22 protein-coding genes are annotated in these 24,927 nt (G+C 58.8%); 14 read left to right on the top strand and 8 right to left on the bottom strand.

Annotated features, from left to right (window positions below):
* The first annotated feature begins 9 nt into the window (after positions 1-9).
* From mog to JYB84_RS00310, 5 genes are all read left to right on the top strand, one after another.
* Positions 10-540: a molybdopterin adenylyltransferase gene (gene mog / locus JYB84_RS00290; protein WP_207321498.1), complete on the top strand. Its 531-nt coding sequence runs from the start codon at positions 10-12 to the stop codon at positions 538-540.
* A complete protein-coding gene (locus tag JYB84_RS00295) occupies positions 537-1,013 on the top strand; it encodes a C40 family peptidase (protein ID WP_228290846.1) in 477 nt (158 codons plus the stop codon). Before mog ends, JYB84_RS00295 begins: the two co-directional genes overlap by 4 nt.
* An 87-nt stretch (positions 1,014-1,100) precedes the next feature.
* Positions 1,101-2,054 carry a TAXI family TRAP transporter solute-binding subunit gene (locus JYB84_RS00300; RefSeq protein WP_207321499.1) on the top strand — a complete coding sequence of 318 codons (954 nt, stop codon included), beginning with the start codon at positions 1,101-1,103 and terminating at the stop codon, positions 2,052-2,054.
* Positions 2,055-2,095: 41 nt separating this feature from the next.
* Positions 2,096-4,111 carry a TRAP transporter permease gene (locus tag JYB84_RS00305; protein WP_207321500.1) on the top strand — a complete coding sequence of 672 codons (2,016 nt, stop codon included), beginning with the start codon at positions 2,096-2,098 and terminating at the stop codon, positions 4,109-4,111.
* Positions 4,111-4,527 (top strand): DUF1850 domain-containing protein, encoded by a 417-nt coding sequence (locus JYB84_RS00310; RefSeq protein WP_207321501.1) that lies wholly within the window; start codon positions 4,111-4,113, stop codon positions 4,525-4,527. Before JYB84_RS00305 ends, JYB84_RS00310 begins: the two co-directional genes overlap by 1 nt.
* Before the next feature lie 2 nt (positions 4,528-4,529).
* Here the strand turns inward: JYB84_RS00310 and JYB84_RS00315 are convergent, their stop codons facing one another.
* The 5 genes from JYB84_RS00315 to mtnC form a co-directional block, all read right to left on the bottom strand.
* Complete coding sequence (locus tag JYB84_RS00315) at positions 4,530-5,126, bottom strand: HutD/Ves family protein (protein ID WP_207321502.1); 597 nt, start codon at positions 5,124-5,126, stop codon at positions 4,530-4,532.
* 83 nt (positions 5,127-5,209) lie between these two features.
* Complete coding sequence (locus JYB84_RS00320) at positions 5,210-5,452, bottom strand: GNAT family N-acetyltransferase (RefSeq protein ID WP_207321503.1); 243 nt, start codon at positions 5,450-5,452, stop codon at positions 5,210-5,212.
* Positions 5,453-5,467: 15 nt separating this feature from the next.
* Positions 5,468-6,355 (bottom strand): D-alanyl-D-alanine endopeptidase, encoded by an 888-nt coding sequence (pbpG, locus tag JYB84_RS00325; RefSeq protein ID WP_207321504.1) that lies wholly within the window; start codon positions 6,353-6,355, stop codon positions 5,468-5,470.
* A gap of 88 nt (positions 6,356-6,443) precedes the next feature.
* Complete coding sequence (locus JYB84_RS00330) at positions 6,444-6,869, bottom strand: acyl-CoA thioesterase (protein ID WP_207323048.1); 426 nt, start codon at positions 6,867-6,869, stop codon at positions 6,444-6,446.
* Positions 6,870-7,004: 135 nt separating this feature from the next.
* Positions 7,005-7,685, bottom strand: a complete 681-nt coding sequence (gene mtnC / locus JYB84_RS00335) for an acireductone synthase (RefSeq protein ID WP_207321505.1) — start codon at positions 7,683-7,685, stop codon at positions 7,005-7,007.
* A 210-nt stretch (positions 7,686-7,895) separates the two neighbouring features.
* Between mtnC and JYB84_RS00340 the strand changes: the two genes are divergently transcribed.
* The 3 genes from JYB84_RS00340 (at position 7,896) to JYB84_RS00350 (ending at position 10,141) form a co-directional block, all read left to right on the top strand.
* Positions 7,896-8,255: a hypothetical protein gene (locus JYB84_RS00340; RefSeq protein WP_207321506.1), complete on the top strand. Its 360-nt coding sequence runs from the start codon at positions 7,896-7,898 to the stop codon at positions 8,253-8,255.
* A gap of 111 nt (positions 8,256-8,366) precedes the next feature.
* Positions 8,367-9,542: an alpha/beta hydrolase-fold protein gene (locus tag JYB84_RS00345; protein WP_207321507.1), complete on the top strand. Its 1,176-nt coding sequence runs from the start codon at positions 8,367-8,369 to the stop codon at positions 9,540-9,542.
* A gap of 2 nt (positions 9,543-9,544) precedes the next feature.
* Entirely contained in the window at positions 9,545-10,141 is a 597-nt protein-coding gene (locus JYB84_RS00350) for a DNA-3-methyladenine glycosylase I (protein ID WP_207321508.1), read from the top strand.
* Between the two features lie 78 nt (positions 10,142-10,219).
* Here the strand turns inward: JYB84_RS00350 and JYB84_RS00355 are convergent, their stop codons facing one another.
* Positions 10,220-12,097: a DUF885 domain-containing protein gene (locus JYB84_RS00355; RefSeq protein WP_207321509.1), complete on the bottom strand. Its 1,878-nt coding sequence runs from the start codon at positions 12,095-12,097 to the stop codon at positions 10,220-10,222.
* A 240-nt stretch (positions 12,098-12,337) separates the two neighbouring features.
* Here JYB84_RS00355 and JYB84_RS00360 point away from each other — a divergent pair, with 240 nt between their 5' ends.
* Both JYB84_RS00360 and JYB84_RS00365 read left to right on the top strand, forming a co-directional pair.
* The gene (locus JYB84_RS00360; RefSeq protein WP_207321510.1) at positions 12,338-13,207 is read left to right on the top strand and encodes an AraC family transcriptional regulator; all 870 of its coding nucleotides are present in this window, start codon (positions 12,338-12,340) and stop codon (positions 13,205-13,207) included.
* A gap of 181 nt (positions 13,208-13,388) precedes the next feature.
* Positions 13,389-13,778: a YybH family protein gene (locus JYB84_RS00365; protein ID WP_207321511.1), complete on the top strand. Its 390-nt coding sequence runs from the start codon at positions 13,389-13,391 to the stop codon at positions 13,776-13,778.
* A 14-nt stretch (positions 13,779-13,792) separates the two neighbouring features.
* Here the strand turns inward: JYB84_RS00365 and JYB84_RS00370 are convergent, their stop codons facing one another.
* Positions 13,793-14,110 carry an ArsR/SmtB family transcription factor gene (locus tag JYB84_RS00370; protein ID WP_456114982.1) on the bottom strand — a complete coding sequence of 106 codons (318 nt, stop codon included), beginning with the start codon at positions 14,108-14,110 and terminating at the stop codon, positions 13,793-13,795.
* A gap of 177 nt (positions 14,111-14,287) precedes the next feature.
* On the opposite strand from JYB84_RS00370, the gene JYB84_RS00375 reads away from it, so the two are divergent.
* The 4 genes from JYB84_RS00375 to JYB84_RS00390 all read left to right on the top strand — a co-directional run bounded on the left by JYB84_RS00375 (position 14,288) and on the right by JYB84_RS00390 (position 20,586).
* Positions 14,288-15,175 (top strand): permease, encoded by an 888-nt coding sequence (locus JYB84_RS00375; protein ID WP_207321513.1) that lies wholly within the window; start codon positions 14,288-14,290, stop codon positions 15,173-15,175.
* 51 nt (positions 15,176-15,226) lie between these two features.
* On the top strand, positions 15,227-16,594 hold the full coding sequence (locus JYB84_RS00380) for a glutathione synthase (protein ID WP_207321514.1): 1,368 nt from the start codon (positions 15,227-15,229) through the stop codon (positions 16,592-16,594).
* Positions 16,595-16,798: 204 nt separating this feature from the next.
* Positions 16,799-18,997: an OsmC domain/YcaO domain-containing protein gene (locus tag JYB84_RS00385; RefSeq protein WP_207321515.1), complete on the top strand. Its 2,199-nt coding sequence runs from the start codon at positions 16,799-16,801 to the stop codon at positions 18,995-18,997.
* 404 nt (positions 18,998-19,401) lie between these two features.
* A complete protein-coding gene (locus tag JYB84_RS00390; RefSeq protein ID WP_207321516.1) occupies positions 19,402-20,586 on the top strand; it encodes an alginate export family protein in 1,185 nt (394 codons plus the stop codon).
* A gap of 1,002 nt (positions 20,587-21,588) precedes the next feature.
* On the opposite strand, the gene JYB84_RS00395 is transcribed toward JYB84_RS00390, so the two are convergent.
* Complete coding sequence (locus tag JYB84_RS00395; protein WP_207323049.1) at positions 21,589-24,621, bottom strand: transglycosylase domain-containing protein; 3,033 nt, start codon at positions 24,619-24,621, stop codon at positions 21,589-21,591.
* Positions 24,622-24,927 lie beyond the last annotated feature (306 nt).

The following is a 24,927-nucleotide window of genomic DNA, read 5'->3' on the forward strand; positions in this document are numbered from 1 at the left end:
AATCATGCCATGGCCACAGCCAGAATCGGTATAGTCACAGTCAGCGACCGCGCCAGCGCAGGGGTGTATGAAGACCTCTCCGGCAAGGCGATCATCGATACCCTGGGCCAATACCTGACCTCGCCCTGGGAGCCGGTATACAGGCTGATCCCCGATGAGCAGGTGGAGATTGAACGGACCCTGATCGAGTTGGCCGACAATGAAGCCTGCTGTCTGATAGTGACCACGGGGGGCACAGGGCCCGCCAAACGTGATGTGACCCCTGAGGCCACCGAGGCCGTGTGCCACCGCATGATGCCGGGTTTCGGCGAGCTGATGCGCGCCGAGTCGCTCAAGTTCGTGCCCACGGCCATTTTATCGCGCCAGACCGCCGGTCTGCGTGATGACACCCTGATAGTCAACCTGCCGGGCAAACCCAAATCCATTCGTGAATGTCTGGATGCCGTGTTTCCAGCCATTCCCTATTGCATCGACCTGATGGAAGGGCCTTATCTGGAATGCAACGAGGACGTCATCAAGGCCTTCAGACCCAAGAAATGACCTTGCTGCGGATCCTGTGCGTACTGTTGTTGTTGGCTTTGGGCGGCTGTTCTTCCGCACCTGAGCCACAGACTCCTGCTCCTGAACCTGCCAGGGCGGCTCCCGGGATCCCCAGGGACAGCCTGCTGGCTTTGTACCGCGAGTGGCAGGGTACGCCCTATCGCCTTGGCGGCAGTGACAGGCGGGGCATGGATTGCTCGGCCCTGATACAACTGGCCTATCAAAGCACCCAAGCCCTGGCATTGCCCCGCACCGTTGCCGAGCAGGCCAGACTGGGTCGGCCTGTGTCCTTGGCCGAGGTGGTGCCGGGGGATCTGTTGTTTTTCAAAACAGGTCGGCGTCAGCAACATGTGGCCATCGCCCTGGGCGAGCGACGTTTCCTGCACGTGTCCACCAGTCAGGGGGTGATTATTTCCACCCTCGACAATCCCTTCTGGGCGACGGCCCTGTTACAGGCCCGCCGACTCCTCTGACCTAAGCCCAAGTGCCAACTCTCGTTTGGCATGCTAAGGTGATTTGCTGTATACCCGTCTCAAATCAACGCGATAAGGACATGCATCATGACAGTTAAGCGTAAATTAGGCCTGCTGGGCGCCCTGGCTGCCCTTGGGATCAGCACCGCAGTTTGGGCGGCACCCACCTTTATCAACATACTCACGGGTGGCACCAGCGGGGTCTATTACCCCATAGGCGTGGCCCTGTCGCAGATTTATGGCAAGGACATCGAGGGCGCCAAGACCTCGGTGCAGGCCACCAAGGCGTCGGTGGAAAACCTGAATCTGCTGCAGGCAGGTCGGGGCGAACTGGCGTTGGCGCTGGGGGATTCGGTGTCCGCAGCCTGGAAGGGTGACCTGGATGCCGGCTTCAAGGCACCCCTGGACAGGCTCAGAGCCATAGGCGCTGCTTATCCCAACTACATTCAGCTGGTGGCCAACAAGGATGCCGGCATCAAAACGCTGGCGGATCTCAAGGGTAAGCGCATTTCTGTCGGCGCACCCAAATCCGGTACCGAACTCAATGCCCGTGCCATCCTGGCCGCCGCCGGTCTGAGTTATCAGGACATGGGCAAGGTGGAATTTCTGCCCTATGCCGAGTCGGTTGAGCTGATTAAGAACCGCCAGCTCGATGCCACCCTGCAATCCTCCGGCCTGGGCATGGCGGCCATTCGCGATCTCGCCGCCACCATGCCGATTAACTTTGTTGAGATCCCGGCAGAGGTGATCGCCAAGATAGGCAATGCCGCCTATCAGCCCGGCATCATCCCGGCCAACACCTATGAAGGCCAGTATGCCGAGGTGCACACGGTTGCCATCCTGAATTTGTTTATCAGCCACGCCAGGGTCAGCGATGACACCGCCTATCAGATGACCAAGTTGCTGTACCAAAACCTGGAGCGTCTGGGCAATGCCCATGCCGCGGCCAAGGCCATAGATCCCAGGAGCGCCGCCCATAATCTGCCGCTGCCCTTGCATCCCGGGGCCGAGCGCTTCTTCCGCGAAGCGGGCCTGCTCTGATTTTCAAAAAAGGGCCCCGATTGGGGCCCGCAGGAGAGCCAATGACCGACTCCCAACGGGGACTGGAAGCCGCGACCGGGGATTGGCCCAGGGCGCTGTTTGCAGTCGCCCTGCTGTTTTCCAGTTTTCAAATCATCACCGCCGCTTTTCATCCTGTGTCGACCCAGGTGCTGCGCTCGGTGCACGTGGGCTTTTTATTGTTGCTGGTGTTTATCAGCTTTCCGACCCTGGGCAAGGGCCGTCCCTGGCCGCCCTTGGGCTGGCTGCTGGGCTTGCTGGGCATGGGCACGGCCGCCTACCAATGGATCTTCGAGGCCGAGCTTATTCAGCGCTCCGGTGAGCTGACCGACATGGACATGTATGTGGGTATTGCCCTGATAGTGCTGGTGTTTGAGGCTGCTCGGAGGGTGATGGGACCGGCACTGCCGCTCATCTGTGGCCTGTTCCTGGCCTATGGTCTGCTTGGACAGTATCTGCCCGGCGATCTGATGCACAGGGGTTACGGTCTCGACCAGATAGTGAACCAGCTGTCCTTTGGCACCGAGGGCCTCTATGGCACCCCCACCTATGTGTCGGCCACCTACATTTTCCTGTTTATCCTGTTCGGTGCCTTTTTGGAGCAGGCGGGGATGATCCGCCTGTTTACCGACTTTGCCATGGGCCTGTTCGGCCACAGGGTCGGCGGACCGGCCAAGGTGTCCGTGGTGTCATCGGCGCTGATGGGCACCATCACGGGCTCAGGTGTGGCCAACGTGGTGACCACGGGGCAGTTCACCATTCCCTTGATGAAACGCTCGGGCTACCGCGCCGCCTTTGCCGGAGGGGTGGAAGCCACCGCCAGCATGGGCAGCCAGATCATGCCGCCGATCATGGGCGCCGTGGCCTTTATCATGGCCGAGACCATCAATGTGCCCTTTTTTGAAATTGCCCGGGCGGCACTGCTGCCGGCCATGCTCTATTTCGGTTCGGTATTCTGGATGGTGCACCTGGAGGCGCGCCGGGCCGGACTCAAGGGGCTGAGCCGCGATGAGTGCCCCAATCCCTGGCAGGCATTGGCCGCGCGCTGGTATCTGCTGATCCCGCTGCTGGTGCTGATTGGACTGCTGTTTTCCGGCCGTACACCGCTGTTTTCCGGCACAGTGGGCCTGGCGCTGACCGCCATGGTGATCCTCGGCTCGGCACTGATCCTGGGGGTTTCCTCCAAGGCCATGCGCCTGGTGTTCTGGATTGTCCTGGGGTTGCTGTGTGCCGGCTTTTTCCGCCTCGGCATAAGTGTGGTGTTCGGGGTGATAGGTTTGCTGGTGCTGGCCTGCTTTTGGGTCAAGGGCGGGCGCGATACCCTGAGATTGTGCCTGCACGCCCTGGTGGAGGGTGCCCGTCATGCGGTGCCCGTGGGCATAGCCTGCGTGCTGGTGGGGGTCATTATCGGCATAGTCTCGCTTACCGGCATAGCCTCCACAGTGGCGGGTTACATTCTGGCCGTGGGCCAGGACAAGCTGCTGCTGTCGCTGGTGCTGACCATGTTCACCTGTCTGGTGCTCGGCATGGGCATTCCCTCGATCCCCAATTACATCATCACCAGTTCCATTGCCGCTCCGGCGCTGTTGGATCTCGGCGTGCCCCTGGTGGTGTCGCACATGTTCGTGTTCTATTTCGGCATCATGTCGGATCTGACCCCGCCGGTGGCCCTGGCCTGCTTTGCCGCCGCCCCCATAGCGCGGGAGAAGGGCCTGAAGATCAGCCTCTGGGCCATACGTATCGCCATCGCCGGTTTTATCATTCCCTACATGGCGGTCTATGATCCGGCGCTGATGCTGCAGGGCGACAGCCTGTGGGCCACGGCCTATGTGGTGACCAAGGCGCTGCTGGCCATTGGGCTTTGGGGAGCTGTGTTTACCGGCTTTCTGTGGCTGCCGCTGAACTGGTTGGAGCGCCTGCTGGGCTTTGGCGCCGGTGCCAGCCTGATCCTCGCGACGCCGCTCAGTGATGAGCTGGGCTTTGGCCTGCTGCTGGCCTGGCTGTTGCTGCACGGCCTGCGGGCCAGGCGTCACCCCTGATGCTGGGCCTGTGTCTGGGCTTGGCGGGCCAGGTCTGGGCCCAGTTGCCATTGGAGAGTTTCAGTCTGCAGTGGCAGCACAGTGTCGAGAAAATTCGCTGGGAGGAAGACTATCGGCTGGAAGATTATCGGCTTGAAAGCCAGGGGCTGGCCGCTCTGTGGCTGCGCTTGGTGGAGGCCAGGGTGCGCGGCACAGGGGCAGGAATGGAAATCCCCGATGATGCCTGGTTTGCCGATGGCAGCTGGCACTATGTCCCGGCGCTGGCACCCATTCCCTTGCTCAGGTTGGGGCGCAGTCCGCAGGTGGCGGATTGGCAATTGTGCCGGGACGGAGAATGCCATGAGCTGAGCCATTGGCTGGGGCCACCTCAGGCCGAGGTGACCGCGGTGGAGCTGTGGCCCTGCCGGGCCAATTGAGTTCAGAGGCCGAGGAAAAATAACACGCACAGGCTGGGGCTGAGTGCGCGCACCTCCAGCGGTTGTTGTGCCAGCAAGAGATCACCCGGGCTGAGCCTGGGCGTCATACCCTCTATGGTGAGGGCGCCACTGTGGAGATAGATGCCATACTGACCCGGCACAGTCGTTTCACCGTGTCTGGCCGAGGTGCCGCTCTCCAATGAATGGCGCTCGGCATGGAGCAGCAGTTCACCACCCATACCGGCATTGCAGATCAGATTGAAATCGCTGATGGGACCTTCCAAGAGCCGGGCGTTTACCTTGGCTTCACCTTCAAACTGCCAGGCGGGTGAGTCCGGGGTCAGCAGCAGTTGACCACTGTCCTCGCCATGTTGCCAGTCAAGGGACATGCCTTTCCCCTCCAGCACCAACAAGAGACGACGATAACCACTGAAGTCGCTGAATGGGCCATCCCGTTCTACCCTGGCGCTGCTGATGCGCCAATGGAAATCGCGATCGGCCACCTTGGCACTGGTCGGGCTGATCAGCAGCTCTGTGGTGCTGCCACCGGCCCAATGGCTGGTGTGGGTTTCGTCCGCCTTAATAAGACGATAGGGCATGATTTTGCTCTGTAGTTTAGGTAGTTGAGGTCATTATGCGGCGGGAATGCGACAGCTGCAAAAACAATCCGGAAAGGCCGCCCCTAGAGAAACTTCTGCACGTACCAGCAGCTGGCCTGGATCTGCAGGCCCTGGGCCCGGGCCCACTGCAGCCCGGCGCGGACCAACTTTTCGGCCACACCGCGACCGCGCAGCTCCGGCGGTACATAGGTACTGGTGAAGTTGATCTTGTCGCCGCTGCGCCTGTATTCGAGGCGGGCCTCAAAGCCCTCAAGGGGCAGGAGGAAGCAATTATCCTGGGGGTTGTGCTCTATGGTGCCTTCCATTGTGTCTCCCTGACATCAGTTGGCTGAGGCGCGCGCCTGCTGGCGCTGCCGTTTGTATTCCTTGGCTTCCTTGGGAACCGGGCTGACCTTGCCCGTTTCCAGCCAGACCTTGAGACGATTGGCATCCGCCAGGTGGGTGAACTTGCCGAAGGCATCCAGCACCACGAAAGCCACATCCCGTTTGGCCATTCTGGTCAGCATCACCAGACAGTGACCGGCCTCGTCGGTGTAACCCGTCTTGGTCAGTTCAATGTCCCAATTCTTTTTGTTCACCAGGCGATTGGTGTTGTAAAACGCCAGGCTGTACTTGGGCTTTCTGAAGGTCACGCTGCGGTTGGAGGCACTGCTGAGTTCGCCGAGCAGCGGATGCTTGCGTGCCTCCCGCAGCAGCAACAGCAAATCGTTGGCGCTGGAGACGTTGCTGGTGGACAGCCCCGTGGGCTCAACGAAATGGCTGCTGTTCATGCCCAAGGCCTTGGCCTTGGTATTCATGGCCGCGATAAAGGCCTTGTAACCACCGGGATAATGGTGGGCCAGGGTGGTGGCGGCGCGATTTTCCGATGACATCAGTGCCAGTGCCAGCAATTCCCGACGTTTAAGCTGACTGCCCAGGCGCACCCGGGACACCACGTTTTTCATAATATCGGCCTGGCTGACATCCACCGTCAGATATTCATCCAGTGGCAGTTTGGCATCCAGCACCACCAGACCCGTCATCAACTTGCTGACCGAGGCTATGGGTAACACCTGATCCGGATTGCTGGAAAACAACACTTCATTGGTGTTGAGATCCACTGCCAGGGCACTGCCGGAGGCCAGTTCCAGTTGTGGCTTGGATGCGGCGGATATCGACAGGGAAACACAAACAAGCAGCAGGCCGGCGAGAGAGGTCAGGTATTTCATGGAGGCGTTAAGTAGTGAACAGATGTCGCTCAAGTGTAATTGAGTGCTGCTGCGGCGCCAACTGGGGGAATGGATAAAAGTCCAGCAATCAGCGCAGATCCTGCTCAAGTAATAGCCTGAGTTCGGAGGGCAACCGGGCCTTGGTGCCGCTGTTGAAGTCAAACATCACCGCCATCGAGCTGCCCGTGGTGGTCAGGGCCTGCTGACGTTCGCTGAACACCTCGTAATGCAGGGTGAAGCGGTCATCGCGGACATCGCTGATGCTGACGCCCACCAACAGGGTGTCCGGGAAGGTCACGGGGCGCTTGTACCTGGCCTGGTTCTCACTGATCACCGGCCCTACACCCTTGGCATACATGGCACCCAGGGGATAGATGCGGTCGAAATAGTCGATGCGTGCGGTCTCGAAATAGCGGAAGTAGACCACGTTGTTGACGTGCTGCAGGGCATCCATTTCACCCCAGGCGACATTGATGCGGCTGGAGTGAGGGTATTTTTCCAGGAACTTTTCCAGAGGCTTGGACATTTCAAACGCTCGTTTAAGGCAAAAAGCCAGCCTAGCAGCATAAGCGGGGGCCGACAAGGGGCAACCCTGTCTCTATATCTTTGGGGGAGAGGAAAAAAAGGGTGCCTGCGGCACCCTCTTGGATTATTCCACAATCAGCTCATCGAAGCTGGAGATAATCCTGTATTTGCCGGTACGCTGCTGCGGCTGGCGCACCATCTGGCAGGTCATCATACCGGCGGCCTCGGCGGCCTTGAGCTCATCCACCACGTCGGAAACAAACAGTATTTGTCTTGGGGTCAGGCTGATGGTGTTGACTATGTTGCTGTAGGCCTGCTTGTCCAGTTTATTGCCGGTGCGGGTGTCGAAGTGGCCGTTGAACAGCTCGGTCAGATCGCCGCCATCGCTGTGACCGAACAGCAATTTCTGGGCATCCACCGAACCCGACGAAAAGCTGTACACCCTCAGGCCCTGATCCCGGAAGCGTTTAATCGCCTCGATAAAGTCGGGGAAGATATGGCCCTTGAATTCACCGCCGGCGTAGCCCTGTTTCCAGATCAGGCCCTGCAGCGTCTTGAGCGGTGTGACCTTGCGGTCCTCGGCAATCCACTGGCAAAGGATCTCGGCAATCCGGGCAACGTCGGCCTCGGGTTCCAGGGCGATATCGCGCACATCGCCCATGCAATAATCCACCAGGGGGTTGTGCTGCTGGCTTTGCAGGAAGTCGGCCATCCTTTTGGCGGAATAGGGGAACAGGGTGTCCTGAATAAAATTGAGATCCGTGGTGGTGCCGGCTGTGTCTACAACTATGGCTCTGATACCCATGATATTTGATGCTCCGCTAAACCTTGCCCAAGAATGCAGCCCGATCCTAAAGTGAATTGCCCCGCTTTGCCAGTGCAATCGCTGCCGCCTGCGGCCTGGGACACGAATATTAGCGCAGACGACATAATCTGCTGGGCAAGGTCCCGGTCATAGGTCACTATCGGTTGCAGACCGAACCGGGTTGGTATCGGCTGACAGGCAGGAGCGCCCATGGAATACAATGAGATCAGCAAGACCCTGAACGGCCTCAATTGCCGCAGCAACTTCACTATTCACCAGGTGACAGAGTACATGTTGCCCGGGCTCAAGGAGCCTCTGTACTTGCACAAGGAAGGCAAGACGGCACTGCTGGTCATTCGCCCGGCCTTTGAGGTGTTTGCCGGTGAGCTGGCGGGCCTGGCCGGGGTGCATGCCAAGTACGATTATCACCACAATGCCCAGATGACCCGTTTCCCGACCCGCTTGCACAAGAGTCTGACCGAAACCCACTATGGTTTGGCCTTCAGTTTCGACGACAGCGAGGCGGTGCGGCTGTTTATTGAACGCTTAACCGCCATAGTCAAAGGTTAAACGGATCGCCACGGCGGTTGTCCCCCGCGCCCGGGTTTGTTAACTTCGGCATTGAAAATACTGATATTTCAATAATCGGCGCTATATCAAGCCGCTCGAGGGACCGACACCATGAAATTTGCTTTAACCTCTATCGCTATCCGGCCCCTGCTGGCCCTGTTGCTGACCCTGGTGGCCGGCGCCGCCCAGGCGGGCCGGGTGGAAACCCTCAGCGTCAAGAACGAGGCCTTTACCGAAGCCGCCGAGTTTCGTATCAGCCTGCCCGACACCTACGACAGCCAGAGCGACAAACGTTATGTGGTGCTGCTGGACCTGCATCCCAGGGCGGCAAACCTGCTGGCGGGAATGGAAGATTGGATGAGCCACAACGGCGATTGGCCCTGGTTGGAGACCATTATCGTCACCGCCCCCGATAGTCATCAGGGCCTGGGCAAGCTCAAGCAGGCGGCCATAGAGCAGGGCGATGGGCAGCTGCTGGACTTTATTGAGCGCGGCCTGCTGCCGGCCATCGAGGCCAAATACCGCAGCAACGGCTTCAAGATAATGTCGGGCTTCACCGGCAACGGCGGATTGGTGCTCTACACCCTGCTTAACCGACCCGAGCTGTTCAATGCCTACCTGGCGGCGAGCCCTGTGCTGGGGCAGGATTTTGCCAAGGTGTTGCAGGACGCCGAGCCCAAGCTTAAGGCCATGGCATCCAGACTGGAGCACAAGCCGCGCTTCCTGCAGATCTCCACCAGCGACAGCGATTTCGAGCAGGGCCAGCTGGCGCCCTATGCGGAGCTGGAGGCCAAGCTCAAGGCTTTTGCCCCCGCGGGACTCAAGTGGCAAAGCAAGCGCTTCGATGGCAGCTATTACATGACCCAAGCTGTGCTTGCTACCGCCCACGGTATCGAATTTATCTTCGACGACATCCACAGGGTGCTGGCCCCGGACTCGGCCATCAGTCAGAAGGGAGCTGAGGCCATCATCCGCCATTACCAACAGCTGTCGACCGATGTCTACGGTTTCGAGGTCAGCCCGGCCGATTCGCTGATTGCCCTGGGTCAATCCCTGAAGCAGAGTGCGCCGCAGCAGGCCCGGGCCGTGTATGAGTCCGGTCTTGCCAGTCTGCCAAAGTCCGCCAGCCTGCATTTCGAACTGGGGCAGCTGCTCGGCGAGCAGGGCGACAAGCAGGGGGCCAGGAAGGAGTTGCAACTGGCGCTGGCCAATACTGATCATCCCTTTTGGCAAAAATATTACGGTGATGCCCTGGCAAAAATAGAGTCAGGAGCGGCAAAGGAGTAAGCATGAGTACCATACCCGGGCCCGATGGCCAGCCCCGCTGCCGCTGGTGTGCGGCGGCACCTGAGTTTTTCGATTACCACGACCGCGAGTGGGGTTATCCGGTGGCGGACGATGTGCGCCTGTTCGAGAAGCTGTGCCTGGAGAGTTTCCAGTCCGGCCTCAGCTGGCGCACCATACTGGCCAAACGGGAAAACTTCCGCGCCGCCTTTGCCGGCTTTGACTTCAACAAGGTCGCCGAATTTGACGAGCGGGATGTGCAGCGGCTGCTGGCGGATGCCGGCATAGTCAGGCACAGGGGCAAGATAGAAGCCGTGATCAACAACGCCAAACGGGCCCAGGAGCTGGTGGCAACAGAGGGTTCGCTGGCGGCCTATTTCTGGCGCTTTGAGGCGCCCGGCGGTCATGAGCCCCAGAGTATGTCCACCTCGGCCGAGTCCGAGGCCCTGTCGAAGGCGCTGAAAAAACAGGGTTGGAAGTTCGTTGGCCCGACAACCGTGTTTGCCTTTATGCAGGCCATGGGCCTTATCAATGATCACGTTGAGAACTGCGTGGTCAGGAGCAAGGTTGCCGATGCCCGCGCCGGTTTCAGCAAGCCCTGAGTGGCCTTGGTTAGCCAATAAAAAAGCCCGGACTCAGAGCCGGGCTTTTTTATTTATCGTTTGTATAGAACAGGCGGTTTACTTGGTTGAGTCCAGCCAGGCGTTTATCTTCTGCTCCAGCAGGGGTAGCGGCAGGGCGCCGTTTTCCAGTAAGCGATCGTGGAATACGCGGATGTCGAAGCTGCCACCCAAAATCTTTCTGGCCTTTTCACGCAGCTCGATAATCTTCAGCTCGCCCAGCTTGTAGCCCAGGGCCTGTCCCGGCCAGACGCAATAGCGTTCGATTTCTCCCGTGGCCTCGGAGATGTGTATACCCTCGGTGGCCACCGCATAGTCTATGGCCTGCTCCCGGCTCCAACCCTTGGCGTGCATGCCGGTATCGACCACCAGGCGCACGGCGCGGTGCAGTTCAGATTGCAACCTGCCAATGTCGTCTATGGGATCGCCTTCATAGATACCCATCTCGGCCGCCAGGCGCTCGGCATACAGGGCCCAGCCCTCACCGGCGGCGTTGGAGTAGAAGATGGTGCTCAGCAGCGGCAGTGTGTCCGACAGGCCGATAATGGTCTGCAGATGGTGCCCGGGATTGGTCTCGTGGTAGGTCAGGGTTTGCACCGAGTAGGACGGCAGGGAGGCGGTGTCATACAGGCTGATCCAGAAGGTACCCTTGCGGCTACCATCCTGGGACGGGGCGTCGTAGAAGGCACCGCTGGTGGAGGCAGCGCGGCTGTCGGGCACGGCTTCCACCGCCACCTCCTGATCCGGCAGGCGGCCGAACCACTGGGGCAGCTTGGCGTTCACCAGCGCCAGATCCTTCTGAATTCCGGCCATCAGCTGCGCTTTGCCCTCGGGGGTATTTGGGTAAAGATACTTGGGATCGTTCAGCAGCACCTGCATGCGCTCGCCGACTGTGCCTTCGGTGTAGCCGAGCTTTTGCAGCAGGCCGTCCATCTCGGTGCTGATGCGGCTCACTTCACTCAGACCCAGCTGGTGGATCTGCTCGGCGCTCATGTTCGAATTGGCCAGGTGCTTGATCATGGCCTGGTACAGTTCGGCGCCCTTGGGCAGACGGCCTATGCCTGCATCATGTACCGCCTTTGGCTGCAGCGCCTCCAGGGCGGCGACCAGTTCCCGGGTGGCGGGGTAATAGTGGCTGCCCACCAGTTCGGCGGCGGTGGTCACCAGAGTGGTGCCATCCTCAACGCCGCCCTCGGCAAGCTTGGCGGCGAAGCTTTTCACCAGCGGATGCTCGGCGGCCGGGGAACTCAGCTGTTGCTGCAGGGCAAACAGGGTTTTGGCTATGATAAAGTCCGGTGGGATCACCCCCTGTTCTGCATCCTGATTCAGTTTTTCGATAAGGCCCTTCATGGCCACGGGATAGGCCCTCAGTCGGCTCAGGTAGGCCTGGGCCTGGGCGCTGTTGGTCACGGCAAACTTGTCTTCCATGTAGCCGGGGAATTCCACCTGCAAACCGGAAAGGTGGTTGACCGCATAGGGTTGGAACCAGACGCCGTATTCGCCGAGTATGTTGCCATAGCCGACGGTTTCGGCCGGCAGCAGGGCGCCGCGCACCTCGGTGCGGATGGCATTCAGGCTGACCCGCTCAGATGGGGTGAGGGCTGCGGCATCGATGGCATCCAGTTGCGCCAGCATGGCCCTGACACCGGCACGGCGCTTGGCCTCACCGTCAAGGCTGTAGTCTGTGAGGCTGGACATTATGCCTTCGCCGGCATCGCTGTCCGGCACACCGTAATAGGTGGCCAGTTCGGGACGCAGGGCAAAATAGCTGCGGGTCATGGCGCTGAGCTGCTGCTTGAGGCTTACCTTGTCCTCGGCCTGTTTGGCCGGAGTTTGGGATTGAGTCTGGGATTCGGCTTGGCTTGGGTTGCCAGGGGCCTGCTGGCCGCAGCCGCTGGCCAGCAGGGCCAGCATTAAGCCGTTGATCATTTTTTTCATAGGGTTCTCATATCTGTTGGCTTTATTGTTAGCGGGTCTGTGCCCGCTTGGCGAATATCCTAACAGCTTGCGGCCTCCGAGGCTGAACAAATTTGTATACAATATTGAGCTTTCCTGACCTTAGCAGATTGATTCGGCGTTGGAGAGCCATTGCGCAATTTCAATCAAGTATTGGCTTGGGACCGTGGGCATAGTAGTGGCCACGACGAAAGCGAAAACAGAGAAGGGAACACAGAAGGCATGAAGCAGGAGAGCAAGAGTTCACACCAGGCCCGCCTGGGCAAGGTGTGTGACTACATAGGCCGGCATCTGGATGAGGATCTCAACCTGGATAAACTCGCCGCCATCGGCGCCATGTCCAGGTTCCATTTTCACCGGGTGTTTCAGGCCGCCACAGGTGCGCCCCTGAGCCGCTATGTGTTGCTGCTCAGGCTCAAACGCGCCTCCTTCCGGTTAGCCTTCGAGCCCAGGCGCAAGATCCTCGACATAGGCCTTGAGGCGGGGTTTGACAGTGCCGAGGCCTTCAGCCGCGCCTTCAAGCGGGTGCTGGGTCAAAGTCCTTCCGCGTTTCGTCGCAGTCCCGGGTGGCCCGATTGGCACCTGGTGATAAATCAAATGAATCCAGCCAAAGGAGAGATGAAATTGGATATTAAAATTGTGGACCTGCCGACGCAGCAAATTGCCTATCTGGAACATTGCGGTGACCCAAGCAGGGTAATGGAAACCGCCGGCCGCTTTATCGAATGGCGCAAGACCAGCGGTCTGTCACCTGTGGATAAGGCCAATACCTATGGCATACCCAATGGCGACCCCAAGACCATGGCCGCAGAAGACTTTCGTTTTCGCATCTGTGGCACGGTTGGCGAAGCCATTCCCGCCAACGACTTCGGGGTGCAAAACGGAACTATTCCCGCCGGTCGTTATGTCGTGGTGCGCCATTTGGGCAGCCACGACGCCATGGATGACAGCATTTATGGCTTCTTCCGCGACTGGCTGCCTCAAAGCGGCGAGGCGTTGCGGGAAGAGCCACTGTTTTTTCACTACCTCAACTTTGTCCATCAGGTGGACGAGTGCGATCTGCAGACCGATATCTACTTGCCGTTAATGTGAGCTCACTGCGTTGGCGGCGCTTCATAATCCGCCGCTATATTCTTATGCCGATAAGTGACTAGAGCCGGGCTTCCCGGGACCCGCTTGGGTCCCGACTTTGGCTAAGCTTGTACTCTGCGGTGAGCTATTTCGTTATAAGCACATAACGACCGGCTCGCTTGTTAAACCAGAGGACATGATCATGGCACATTCAACTCAGGTCTATGACGCCATAGTGGCGGCTGACCAGGCCTTTATGGCCGCCTTCCATCAGGGTAATGCGGCGGCGGTTGCCGACCTTTACTCCCGCGACGGCCAGTTTTTGCAACCCAATGGTGGCTTTGTCAAAGGTCGCCAGGCCATACGCGATACCTTCCAGGCCATCATGGACATGGGGGCGAAGGAAATTCGCCTGGCGGCATTGGAAGTGGAAGACTACGGCGACACCGCCGCGGAAATAGGCACCTATGTGCTGGAAGGGGACGGTGGCCAGGTGCTCGATCAGGGTAAATTCATGGTGCTCTGGCACAGGGAAAACGGCCAGTGGCGCCTGTACCGGGATATGATCAACTCCAGCATGCCGGCCCACTGAGGGCCCGCAAAGGTTTATAGGTTTTCAACCCTGAGCGGCTGGTCACCGGCGCAGCATTCGGCATATAGAAAGCCCAGCAACGCATTGACCGCATCGAAATTCAGGGTGCAATACAAGGTGCGGCCGTCCCGTTGTTGCTGCATCAGCCCGACCTTGCTCATTCGACTCAGGTGATGGGACAGGGTCGAACCCGGGATATCCAGCTTGGCCTGGATATCCCCCACACTCATACCCCCATGCCCGGCCCTGACCAACAGGCGAAAGATACTCAGGCGGGTGCTGTGCCCCAGTTCGGCCAATTGATCGGCCGCCAGTGTTAATTCCATGCTCAATCCTTATCGACTGTCCTGGGCCTATTCTAGCCGTCGTCGGCAGCGGAAAACAAAAATATTTCGATCATTGTCGAAATCTCTTGTATTTCGATAATCGTGGAAATATATTAATTCCACAATCATCGAAATATGTGCCGACCCGCTCGGCATCCACAGCAGTACAACAGGAGGGGCACCATGTATCCGGCATTCCAGGCGGCGTTAGTGTTTTTTATCTCTACCCTGGCAGAACTATTGTTGTTGTTTGTGGCCATCAGCGCCCTGGTGCAATGGTTGCAACTGCGGTTTCCTGCTGCGCGGGTCAAGGCCCTGCTGGGGGGCGGTGCCGGCTATCTGACAGCGGCGGCACTGGGTGCCATCACGCCTTTTTGCAGCTGTTCGACCCTGCCGCTGCTGGAGGGTATGTTGCGGGCCAGGGCCGACTTTGGCCCTGTGATGACCTTTTTGCTGACCTCGCCGCTGCTTAATCCTGTGCTGCTGGTGTTGCTGATTGGCACATTGGGGCTCAAACTGGCGCTGTTTTATGCCCTGGGGGTACTGCTGCTGGCGCTGCTGGCGGGCTGGTTGTTGCAACACCTGGGATTCGGTCGTTATGTCACCCTGACGCCGGGCACAGTGGAAGAAGCGGCCACCTCGGTTGCAACACAAGGCATTAAAGCCGGGATGCTGCTGCGGGGTGCCGTGAAGCAGACCAGGGAAGTATTGCCACACCTGATTGCCGGGGTGGCGGTCGGCGCCCTGATCCACGGTTATGTGCCGGCGGACTTCTTCAGTCGTTTGGCTTTCGGCGAACCCTGGTGGCTGATCCCGGCCTCAGCGCTGTTGGGGATCCCCTTGTATGTTCGCGCCAGTTCCATGTTGCCCTTGGCGGCCAGTTTGGTGAGCAAGGGTGTCAGCTATGGCAGTGTGATGGCCCTGACCATAGGCGGAGCCGGTGCCAGTCTGCCGGAACTGATCATCCTCAGCCGCCTGTTCCGCTGGCCGCTGCTGCTGGCCTTTATCACAGTGGTCTTCACCACGGCCTGTGTTACCGGCCTTACGGTCAATCTGCTGATGCAGCCTTGAGCTGAAGTAGCCCTGAGCTGATGTTGCCCCGAAATAGGGAAGGAGAAACAGATGCATGCCACCACATTGGTCAAGCCGGTCTTGCCGGCTGCCACAGAACCCGATTGGTCGGCGCTGCTGACCCGCTCATCCCTTGGCCTCAGGGCCGCCGATGGCCGCTTTATGCCGTTGCCCGTGTCCCTGACCCCTTATCAATTGACCCCGGCGCAGTGGCTGGCGGCGAAACAAGGGGCGAGCCTGCTGGGCAGGATGCTGGCCGCCATTGCCGCCGAGCCCCACTGGCTGCTGACCGAGCTTGCCCCCATACTTGACGGGGATTCTCTGCCGGCACGCTTGGGGCGTTTGCTGCAAGAGTCCGGCCCGGTGCTGGCCCAAGGACTGGCACTGATGCGTCACGACCTGATGTTGGATAGCCAGGGCCAGTGGCGCTGGGTGGAGTCCAACCCGATTGCCGCCGGTATGGGACCACTCAATGACCTCTGGCTTGAGCTGCTCCGCCCCCACAGGCCGGAACTGACCTTTGCCGACAATCAGGCGTTGGCAAGACAGGCGGATTTCATGCTGCAGGCCGCGAAAAGCTGGGCACAGAATCGGGGACGCAGCCGGGCCAACATAGGTTTTGTGGTCGAACCCAGGGAAGACAATATCTTTGATCAGCAGTTGCTGGCCGATGCCATGGCGCGGCAGGGCGCCAGGGTGCAACGCCTGACCCTGGCCGACCTTGAAGTTTGCCTCAGCAGTGGCAGCAGTGACGGGCCGCTGTTGGATTTGCAGGGCGAGGCGTTGGATCTGCTGTATTGGCGTACCGGCTACAACGCCGCCGATTATCAGAACGAAGCGCAGTGGCGGCTGCGATCCGAGCTGGAGCGGCTGGACATTCTGCTGTGTCCCGACATGGCGCTGCAGTTGGCCGGCAGCAAGTACCTGCAACTGCAACTGAGCCAGCTTTTTGCCTCCCCCGAGTCCCGCCTGGCATTTGGCCGCCGCTTTGGCTTCTCGGCCACCGAGCTCGCTGAACTCGGTGCCCTGATGTCACCGGCCATGGCGGTGTTGCAGTTGCATCCTGAGCAGCTGACAAAGCTGATTGCACAGGGCTGGTGGTACAAGCGCCAGGACGAGGGCGGCGGCAATGTGGCCAGGGGCGAGCAGGCGCTGGCCTGGGCCCGTGAAGACAGTGCCGACAGCGGCGCCCTGTTGATGGCGCCCATAGCCGCCCAATCCAGGCCGGAACTCCTGAGCAAGTTGGTGCGGGGTGAATGGTTGCAGGCCCGGGGTCATATCTCTGAGCTGGGGATCTTTACCCTGGGCGATCGCGCCGACTACGGCGGCTACCTGCTGCGAACCAAGGCCGACACCAGCCTGGAGGGTGGGGTACACAAGGGCTTTGGGGTGCTGGACACTCTGGTGTTGGCGCCATAGGCCGTTTCGCAGCTGCGATGGCGCTCCGGGCAATTAATCCAAGACAATTATTCCAAGACATAGGGCGGCAAAAAGCGGATAATTCCGCCAATTTTGCTCGATTTGACCATGGTTTTGGGGTTGCCCTTTGCGGCCCCGCCATGGCGAGCGTCATCGGTGCCCTTGAGGCAGGCGGCCAGCCCCGCAGGAATTCGGAACTATCCAATGGAAATCAAAGTAAATTTTCTCGACAATCTCAGACTTGAAGCCAAGTTTGATGATTTCACCGTCATTGCCGACCAGCCCATACGCTACAAGGGTGATGGCTCGGCCCCCGGCCCGTTCGATTACTTCCTGGCCTCGTCGGCCCTGTGCGCCGCCTATTTCGTCAAGGTGTATTGCGTCTCCCGCGATATTCCCACCGAGGGCATTCGCCTGTCCCAGAACAACATAGTGGACCCGGAAAACCGCTATAACCAGATCTTCAAGATCCAGGTGGAATTGCCGGAAACCATTTCCGAAAAGGACCGCGAGGGCATACTGCGCTCCATCGACCGCTGCACTGTGAAGAAGGTGGTGCAGACCGGCCCCGAATTCCAGATTGAGGTGGTGGAAAACCTCGATCAGGACGCCCAGGCCATGCTGATGCTAACCGCGGACGAGAGCCATCACACCTTTATCCTCGGTAAGGACCTGCCGCTGGAGCAGACCATAGCCAATATGACCGGCATATTGGCGGATCTGGGGATGAAGATAGAGATCTCCTCCTGGCGCAATCTGGTGCCCAATGTCTGGTCGCTGCACATTCGCGATGCCGCTTCGCCCAAGTGCTTCACCAACGGCAAGGGTGCCACCAAGGAGAGCGCCCTGTGCTCGGCCCTGGGGGAGTTTATCGAGCGCCTGAGCTGCAACTTCTTCTACAACGATCAGTATTTTGGCCCGGAAATCGCCAACGCCGAATTCGTCCATTACCCCAATGAAAAGTGGTTCCAGCCCGGCCCTAACGATGAACTGCCCGACGGCCTGCTCGACGACTATTGCCTGGAGATCTACAACCCGGACGGTGACCTCGCCGGATCCAACCTGATAGACACCAACTCCGGCAACGTGGCCCGCGGCATCTGCGCCATTCCCTACGTGCGCCAGAGCGACGGCGAGACTGTGTATTTCCCGTCGAACCTGATTGAAAACCTGTTCTTAAGCAATGGCATGAGCGCCGGCAACAACCTCGATGAGGCCAAGGTGCAGTGTCTGTCGGAAATCTTCGAACGCGCCATCAAGCGCCGCATTATCGAAGAGGAAATTGCCCTGCCGGACGTACCCAAGGATGTGCTGGCCAAGTACCCGGCCATACTGGCGGGCATAGAAGCGCTGGAGGCCCAGGGCTTCCCGCTGGTGATCAAGGACGCCTCCCTCGGCGGCCAATTCCCCGTGATGTGTGTGACCCTGATGAACCCGCGCACCGGCGGCGTATTCGCCTCCTTCGGTGCCCACCCCAGCCTGGAAGTGGCGCTGGAGCGCAGCCTTACCGAGCTGCTGCAGGGCCGCAGTTTCGAAGGTCTGAACGACGTGCAAAAGCCCACCTTCAACAGCATGGCGGTGCAGGAGCCGGAAAACTTCGTCGAGCACTTTATCGACTCCACCGGGGTGATCTCCTGGCGCTTCTTCAGCGCCAAGCAGGACTATGAGTTTGTCGAGTGGGACTTCTCCGGCACCAATGCCGAGGAGAGCGCGCGTCTGTTCGGCATACTCGAAGACTTGGGCAAAGAGGTCTACATCGCCGAGTTCACCGACTTAGGCAACGCCTGCCGCATCCTGGTACCGGACTTCTCCGAGGTCTACCCTGTGTCGGACCTTATCTGGGACAACACCAACAAGGCCCTGGATTACCGCGAAGACATACTCAACCTGCACAGCCTCAGCAGAAAGCAGCTGCGCAGCCTGTCCCGACGCCTCGACGAGAGTCAGCTGGATATCTATACCGACATCATTACCCTGATAGGGATAGAGTTTGACGAGAATACTGTCTGGGGTCAGCTGACCATACTGGAACTGCGCCTGCTGATCTGTCTGGCGCTGGGTGAATTGGAAGAAGCGCTGGAGCTGACCGAGACCTTCCTGCAGTACAACAACAACACTGTCGCCCGCGGCCTGTTCTACCAGTGCGTGCAGGCGGTGCTGGAGATCAGCCTCGACGACGAGCTGGAGCTGGATGACTATCTGGTGAACCTGGGCCGCATGTTCGGCCAGGAGACCCTGGATGCCGTGGTGGGTTCGGTGAAGGGCGAGGTGCGTTTCTATGGCCTGACCCCCACCAATTTGCAGCTCGATGGTCTTGAGAAGCACCAGCGGTTGATTGAGAGCTACAAGAAGCTCCACGCAGCCAGGGCCAGAATAGCGGCCTCGGCCGCGGTAAAAGCCTAGTTAGCGGCTTACGGCCGCGGTCAAAGCTTAGGTAGAGACTACGGCGGTTTATGCCTAATCAGCCGTGGAGTCGCCTTCAGGTAGAAGGCGTGACTCTTTCGCGTGATAGCAAATAGTAAAAGCCAACCCACTGGGTTGGCTTTTTTCATGACCCATGAGCGGACCCGAACAGCAGACGGTTTTTTACCGACTGGCATGCTGAAATATCGCTGGGTTCGACTTAAATACCTCTAAAGATATACTCACAAATAAGTATAAGTCATTGAGCTGACTCACACTTTTACCCATCCAAATCCCGACTGAGCAAAAGCATGTGCCGGATCACAAACCGGCTAAAAGCAAGCCAATAACATGCGCCGCAAAAGCAACTCTCTGATAATAAGCCCAATCCCGAGGATTTGATGATGAAATTCAGTACCGCTGCCCTTGCCGTATCCGCCGCTCTGCTCGGCCTGTCCAATGTTGCCATTGCCGACCCCGTCAGCAAGGCCCTGGTGGAAGACGCCAAGGTCAATGTTCAGTTTCGCGCCCGCTTTGAACAGGTAGACCAGCTCTCCGACACCCAGGACTTGACCTCGCTGCGCACCCGCCTGACCTATCAGAGCGGTGAGTTGGCCAACTTTTTCGTGCTGGCCGAAGTAGACGATGTACGTGCCACAGATGAGAAGCCCTGGATTTCCGACTACGAGTACACTGAAATCAACCAGGCCTTTGTGGGTTACAAGGCCCCGGCAGACACAGTGCTCAAGTATGGTCGCCAGCGGATCCTGCTGGACAACCAGCGTTTTGTGGGTGGCGTGGGTTTCCGTCAGAACGAGCAAACCTATGATGCCTTCTCGGTGGAAACCAAGGGCGTGGAAAACCTGACCGCCTTCTATGCCTACGTCAACAACGTTAACCGCATCTTCAGCGAAGCCTCGGGCAATGCCGATCACAACAACGACACCCACCTGTTGAACCTGAATTACAAGGCAAACGCCTGGGCCAATGTCTCGGGTTATGCCTATCTTATCGATAACCAGGACAAGCCTGCCTTCTCCACCGACACCTACGGTGTGCGCCTGAGCGGTAAGGGTGATGTCGGCTCACTGCAGCTGGCCTACACCCTTGAATATGCCAAGCAGAGCGATGGCGCTGACAATCCGGTTTCCTATGATGCCGATTACCAACTGGCAGAGGCCTCACTGGGCTTCAGCGGCATCAACGCCAAGCTGGGTTACGAAGTGCTGGGTTCGGACAAGGGCAACGCCGGTTTTATCACCCCACTCGCCACCCTGCATGCCTTCCAGGGCTGGACCGATAAATTCCTGTTCGGCGGCGCCGGTAACTGGAACAAGGGGATGAATGATCTGTACGGCTCCCTGAGCGGCAACTTCGGCGATCTCAAGTGGTTGGCCGTGTATCACAAGTTCGAGTCCGATGTGGACAATATCGACATGGGTAAGGAATGGGGTGTGAGCCTGGCTTATCCCTTCGCCAAGCATTACAGCGTTGAAGCCAAGTACGCCAGCTTCTCCGGTGCCGATGCCGGCTATGCCTTCAGCAGCGATGCCGATAAGGTATGGCTGACCTTTGAAGCCAAATACTGATAATTGATATCAGCCCCGGGGCTGAGTCAGCCTTAAATAAAAAGCCGCTTTTAAGCGGCTTTTTTTTTGCAGACGCTCCAATGATGGAGCCAGCGCCCAAGACACCTGGCAGCGTCAGGTCGCTGCGGTACGCCAGCGGCGGCAGGGCAATTGTCATACCAGAGCATGTTTTTTGTGCTGCGCGTGGCAAATAATGACGCTATCGCAGTGCGTTTTTTCTTGTTCGTCTGCCTTGGTGGTGCCTTTTCTCTAAAGACGAAGAAATAGTGCGCTAGCGTGAGCTATTTTCGTTGCCGCAACAACGAGATTGCTAAGGAATGCCGCTGTGCCAGCGGCCAAAGTCGTGGGTCTTCGACCGGGGGCGCCTAGCCCACACCCGAGGTGTATCTGCGCTTTGCTGAGTCTGCTTCGGTCTCAAACTGTGTGATTACTAATGAGCCGCTGTGCCAGCGGCAAAAAGTCGTGGAGCTTCGCCCCACACCCGAGGAAAGAGGGCAGTATCGACTTGCCCCCTTTCCAAACCCCTAGCGAACCGCGACGAAGCGGACAGCCCCTTGGTCTTATGATGCCAATTCGCTACCGCGCCAGACGCTCATCCCTGATTCGACTGGCGCTGCTTCGGCATCCATGCCTCGCCACGCGATTGACATCAACGCCCTGCGGCCGCTTCGAGCGGAAATGGTGTATTCCTCTGGCTTCTGAGTTGTCGGAAGATCCCGCACGGCTTAAGTGGTGCACCTTTAAATTAGGCACAGGCGAACCAGTGACCTTCCTCGCCATGGATGGCGAGGCAGAGCTTACAGGGATGTGCTTGCAGCGTGTCACTGGGGTGCCTGTGCGTAAGCCCACCGCAGGTGATTTGTTGCCGCATGGCTGGAAGATACAGCTAAGTTTGTTGGCTACTCGAGGCAGTAAGCCACGACTTTATCCACTGGAAAGCGGCAAGCCCCGTAGGGGCTAAAACCTGGATTCGCCAAGCGCAGCTTGGCGACAAAGGCCACATTAGTCCTCTGCTGTACACATCCCTGTGGGGGACGTCACGTAGGGGGCGAGGATAGGCATCATGCCCTTCATCACTTGCAGTGGCAGTGCGGAGGTGAAGCTGAAATCATCGGACTGACTGCCGGGGACGAAGGCGGTTAAGGTGCCGAAATAGTTGTCGCCGAGGTAGAACACAAAGGTGGCGGTGCGGTTCATCGCCAGGGTGGCCACTTTGCGGCCGTGCTGCATCTGGGTCACTATGCGGTTGTCACCTGTGCCAGTCTTGCCACCTATAGCCAGCTTGGTGCCTTTGTCATCAACAAAAATTCCCTTCAGGCGCCGCGCCGTGCCATTTTCCACCACATTGGCCAGGGCGGCCTTGAGTGCCCGCGCCACTTCCGGGCGCATCACCTGTTCCCCTTGGGGCGGCTGGTTCTGCAACTGAACCTCGTAGGGGGTATCGATGGCGAAATGCAGCTGATTGATCCGCACAGTGGGCAGCCTGAAACCGTCGTTCTGGATGATCCCCATCAGCTCGGCCAGGGCCGCGGGCCTGTCACCTGAGCTGCCAAGGGCCGAACCCAGGGAGGGCACCATGGAGGCGAAGGGGTAGCCCCATTTCACCCAACGTTGGTGAATGTCGAGGAAGGCCTCGACCTCCAGCATCACCCGCACCCGCACATCGCGGGCGTTCTTGTGACGGGTTTTAAACAGCCAGCGGTACACCTCCTGACGCTGGGCCTTGCTGGCCTCCTTGACCTGTTCCAGATCGGCATCGGGATGCTGCAGCAGGTAATCGAGCACCCAGAGTTCCAGCGGGTGTACCCGCGCTATATAGCCTTGATCGGGCAGGTTATATTTATCCGGACCGTATTTGTTAAAAAGCTCCGTCAGGCGACGCTCGCTGTAACTGTGTTGCGACAGGCGCTGCTGCATAAATGCCCCGAAGGCCTTCAGGGACTCATAGGGTTGCAGGTAACGGTAAGCGGCGGAGAGTTGTTGCTCCGCCTGGGGCACGCCATCAAAGAAGGTGTCAAGGCGCTCATCCGGCGCCAGCTTTTTGTATTTGCGATAGAACTTGGTCACAAAGGTATTGCCTTCGCGGTCGGCAAAGACCCGCAGGTATTCGTCCCGCTTGGGATCTTTATCGTTACGCAGCAGTTGGGCCATATTGCCCTCGTTTCTCATACTGCTGCTGTAATTGACTATGTCCCGCATCAGGCGCACAAAGGGCAGGTTAATGGAGTCCTGCAGCGCCTGGTACAGGCTCGGGGTCTGTAGATCCTCGGCCTTTTTAAAGTTACTGAAAACGTGCAGGCCGCCGCCGGTAAAGAATTGCTCCCGGGGTGAAGCGGAATATTGCCGCTGCAGGGCGGCGTCGAGCATGGGCTCAAGACTGCGGTCGGGGTGCGCAATCAGATAATCTATGGCCCAGCGGGTCAGCTGATCTTTGGGCTCTATGGTGACCCCTTCCAACTCAATGATGTGCCAGTCGGCATACTTGGCGTGGATCTCGGCGATGATGTCCAGATAGGTGGACAGCACCCGCAGTTTGGCGGTGGAGCCCAGTTCCAGCTTACTGCCTTCGTTGATATCGAAAGGTTGCACTGTGCTGTCGGTTTGCACTCGTACCTGATTGGCGCCCGGGGTGCGCTCGTAGAGGGTGAAACTGTAGAGCACGTTTGCGAGTTGGCTGGGTTGCAACAAACGTTCACCCAGCAGGCCCATGCGTTCGGCTGTGGCGGTTTGGCTCAGGCTGCGCAGGTAGCGACTGACGCTTTGCTGCAGCTCACTGTGCAGGCTGCTGTTGACCCTGAGGTCGAGGCGATCCAACTCGAACAGTTCCGCATTGAGCATGCCGGCGGTGCGGATCCTGATGGTGTTGATGCCCTTGTCGGCTTCGGTCTGAATATTGCGTTGCGGTTTGCCCCGGGCAAAGTGCAGCGCTTGTCCCAGGGCGGCATCCCTGAGATCCGGCTCTATCAGGCCGTGGCGGGCGAGCAGTCTCAGGTGGCTGTCGACCAGGTTTTCAAGATCATCATGGCCTTGCAGCAAATAATAGGACGGGCGGCGCTGGGCTATCATCAGGGCCAGCACTTGACGGAATACCTGACCACGCTCCGCACCGTTGGCCTGGCTCTGGGGCGAGGCCAGCAAGCGGTTGGCGGCATCGAAGTCTGTGCCAAACCAGGCCCACAGGCCATCGCCTATGCCGTGCACCTCGCCATGGTTGGGGGCAGAGGCCAGGGGGACTGTATTCAGGTAGTCCTGCACTATCCGCTTGCGCGCGGGGCCGGTCTTTTCCCCCTGCTGATATACCCGCACACTGGCGGAGCCTATCTGCAATAGCTTGTCCTTGATGCTTGAGGTCAGCCCCTGGGGCGAATGACGGAATTTCTCGATCTGGGTTGCCAGGGTGCTGCCACCGGAGGTGGGCACATCCAGCCCCAGCATTTCCGCTATCTGGCTCAGGCCGGCGACCACAAAGCGCGGCCAGTCCATGACAGGGTTGAGCTTCTCTTCTTCGGTCCACAGATCCCGGTTTTCAATAAACAGCAGGGTGTTGACTATCTCGTCGGGGATCTTGTCCTCATTGCCATAGACGCGTTTGGGGTAGCGGAACTCATACAGGTCGCGGTTGCGGCAGTCCAGCAAGGTCAGTCCCGATTGCGCCTTCTCACGGTAAGGCGGGAAGAAGCCCCACTGGGCATACTGTTGCAGGGCCGGTGAAAAGGCCACCTGGCGGGTCACCTGGAAGTGACGCTGCAGCAGCCTGTCGATATAGGAGGGCAGCTTGCTGTAGCCGTGGCGCTCATCGAAGGGGCCGTAATCGGGATAGCTGACCGCCTGGGTTGGCTCCGGCTTTAACTCATAGGTCAGCTCACTGGCATAGCGGCTGAGGTACTTGGCCTGGTAATAGGAGGTTTGGATTTCCTGGGCAATGAGGACTGCCAGACACAGCAGGAGCGTGAAAAACAACAACCAGACGCGGCCCCGGGATCTGGCCTTGAGCTCGGCTAACGGCGGACGGGGTCTGTGGTTGTCGTACCTCATCTCTGGCAAAGGATTATGCAAAACAGCTCCCAAAAACAACTTCCCAAAACAACTCAATAGTGGCCCGGATAACGACCGCACGGCGGTCTGTCCCTCGGTTGAACAGCGCTTGGCCTGTTGCGCACTGTTCTTCCTGTTGATCGTCATTGCCGAAGGGGCGGGTCAATTTTGACTTCTGCCGTGAGATCAATCGCTATTTTAATGAGTTAATCTGACGCCAAATAGGGGGGGCGATAAAAATACTCGTCCTTGAACCTGCCGGCGCCGGCTTGTTGGGGAAGTGTAGCAGCGTACTGTGATTGCCGG

The sequence above is a fragment of the Shewanella cyperi genome (genome assembly GCF_017354985.1).
Classification (GTDB): domain Bacteria; phylum Pseudomonadota; class Gammaproteobacteria; order Enterobacterales; family Shewanellaceae; genus Shewanella; species Shewanella cyperi.

Bases quoted from the DNA above. Each gene is read 5' to 3' on its own strand.
- mog (WP_207321498.1), top strand. From the start codon at position 10: ATGGCCACAGCCAGAATCGGTATAGTCACAGTCAGCGACCGCGCCAGC.
- JYB84_RS00295 (WP_228290846.1), top strand. From the start codon at position 537: ATGACCTTGCTGCGGATCCTGTGCGTACTGTTGTTGTTGGCTTTGGGC.
- JYB84_RS00300 (WP_207321499.1), top strand. From the start codon at position 1,101: ATGACAGTTAAGCGTAAATTAGGCCTGCTGGGCGCCCTGGCTGCCCTT.
- JYB84_RS00305 (WP_207321500.1), top strand. From the start codon at position 2,096: ATGACCGACTCCCAACGGGGACTGGAAGCCGCGACCGGGGATTGGCCC.
- JYB84_RS00310 (WP_207321501.1), top strand. From the start codon at position 4,111: ATGCTGGGCCTGTGTCTGGGCTTGGCGGGCCAGGTCTGGGCCCAGTTG.
- JYB84_RS00315 (WP_207321502.1), bottom strand. From the start codon at position 5,126: ATGCCCTATCGTCTTATTAAGGCGGACGAAACCCACACCAGCCATTGG.
- JYB84_RS00320 (WP_207321503.1), bottom strand. From the start codon at position 5,452: ATGGAAGGCACCATAGAGCACAACCCCCAGGATAATTGCTTCCTCCTG.
- pbpG (WP_207321504.1), bottom strand. From the start codon at position 6,355: ATGAAATACCTGACCTCTCTCGCCGGCCTGCTGCTTGTTTGTGTTTCC.
- mtnC (WP_207321505.1), bottom strand. From the start codon at position 7,685: ATGGGTATCAGAGCCATAGTTGTAGACACAGCCGGCACCACCACGGAT.
- JYB84_RS00340 (WP_207321506.1), top strand. From the start codon at position 7,896: ATGGAATACAATGAGATCAGCAAGACCCTGAACGGCCTCAATTGCCGC.
- JYB84_RS00345 (WP_207321507.1), top strand. From the start codon at position 8,367: ATGAAATTTGCTTTAACCTCTATCGCTATCCGGCCCCTGCTGGCCCTG.
- JYB84_RS00350 (WP_207321508.1), top strand. From the start codon at position 9,545: ATGAGTACCATACCCGGGCCCGATGGCCAGCCCCGCTGCCGCTGGTGT.
- JYB84_RS00355 (WP_207321509.1), bottom strand. From the start codon at position 12,097: ATGAAAAAAATGATCAACGGCTTAATGCTGGCCCTGCTGGCCAGCGGC.
- JYB84_RS00360 (WP_207321510.1), top strand. From the start codon at position 12,338: ATGAAGCAGGAGAGCAAGAGTTCACACCAGGCCCGCCTGGGCAAGGTG.
- JYB84_RS00365 (WP_207321511.1), top strand. From the start codon at position 13,389: ATGGCACATTCAACTCAGGTCTATGACGCCATAGTGGCGGCTGACCAG.
- JYB84_RS00375 (WP_207321513.1), top strand. From the start codon at position 14,288: ATGTATCCGGCATTCCAGGCGGCGTTAGTGTTTTTTATCTCTACCCTG.
- JYB84_RS00380 (WP_207321514.1), top strand. From the start codon at position 15,227: ATGCATGCCACCACATTGGTCAAGCCGGTCTTGCCGGCTGCCACAGAA.
- JYB84_RS00385 (WP_207321515.1), top strand. From the start codon at position 16,799: ATGGAAATCAAAGTAAATTTTCTCGACAATCTCAGACTTGAAGCCAAG.
- JYB84_RS00390 (WP_207321516.1), top strand. From the start codon at position 19,402: ATGAAATTCAGTACCGCTGCCCTTGCCGTATCCGCCGCTCTGCTCGGC.
- JYB84_RS00395 (WP_207323049.1), bottom strand. From the start codon at position 24,621: ATGAGGTACGACAACCACAGACCCCGTCCGCCGTTAGCCGAGCTCAAG.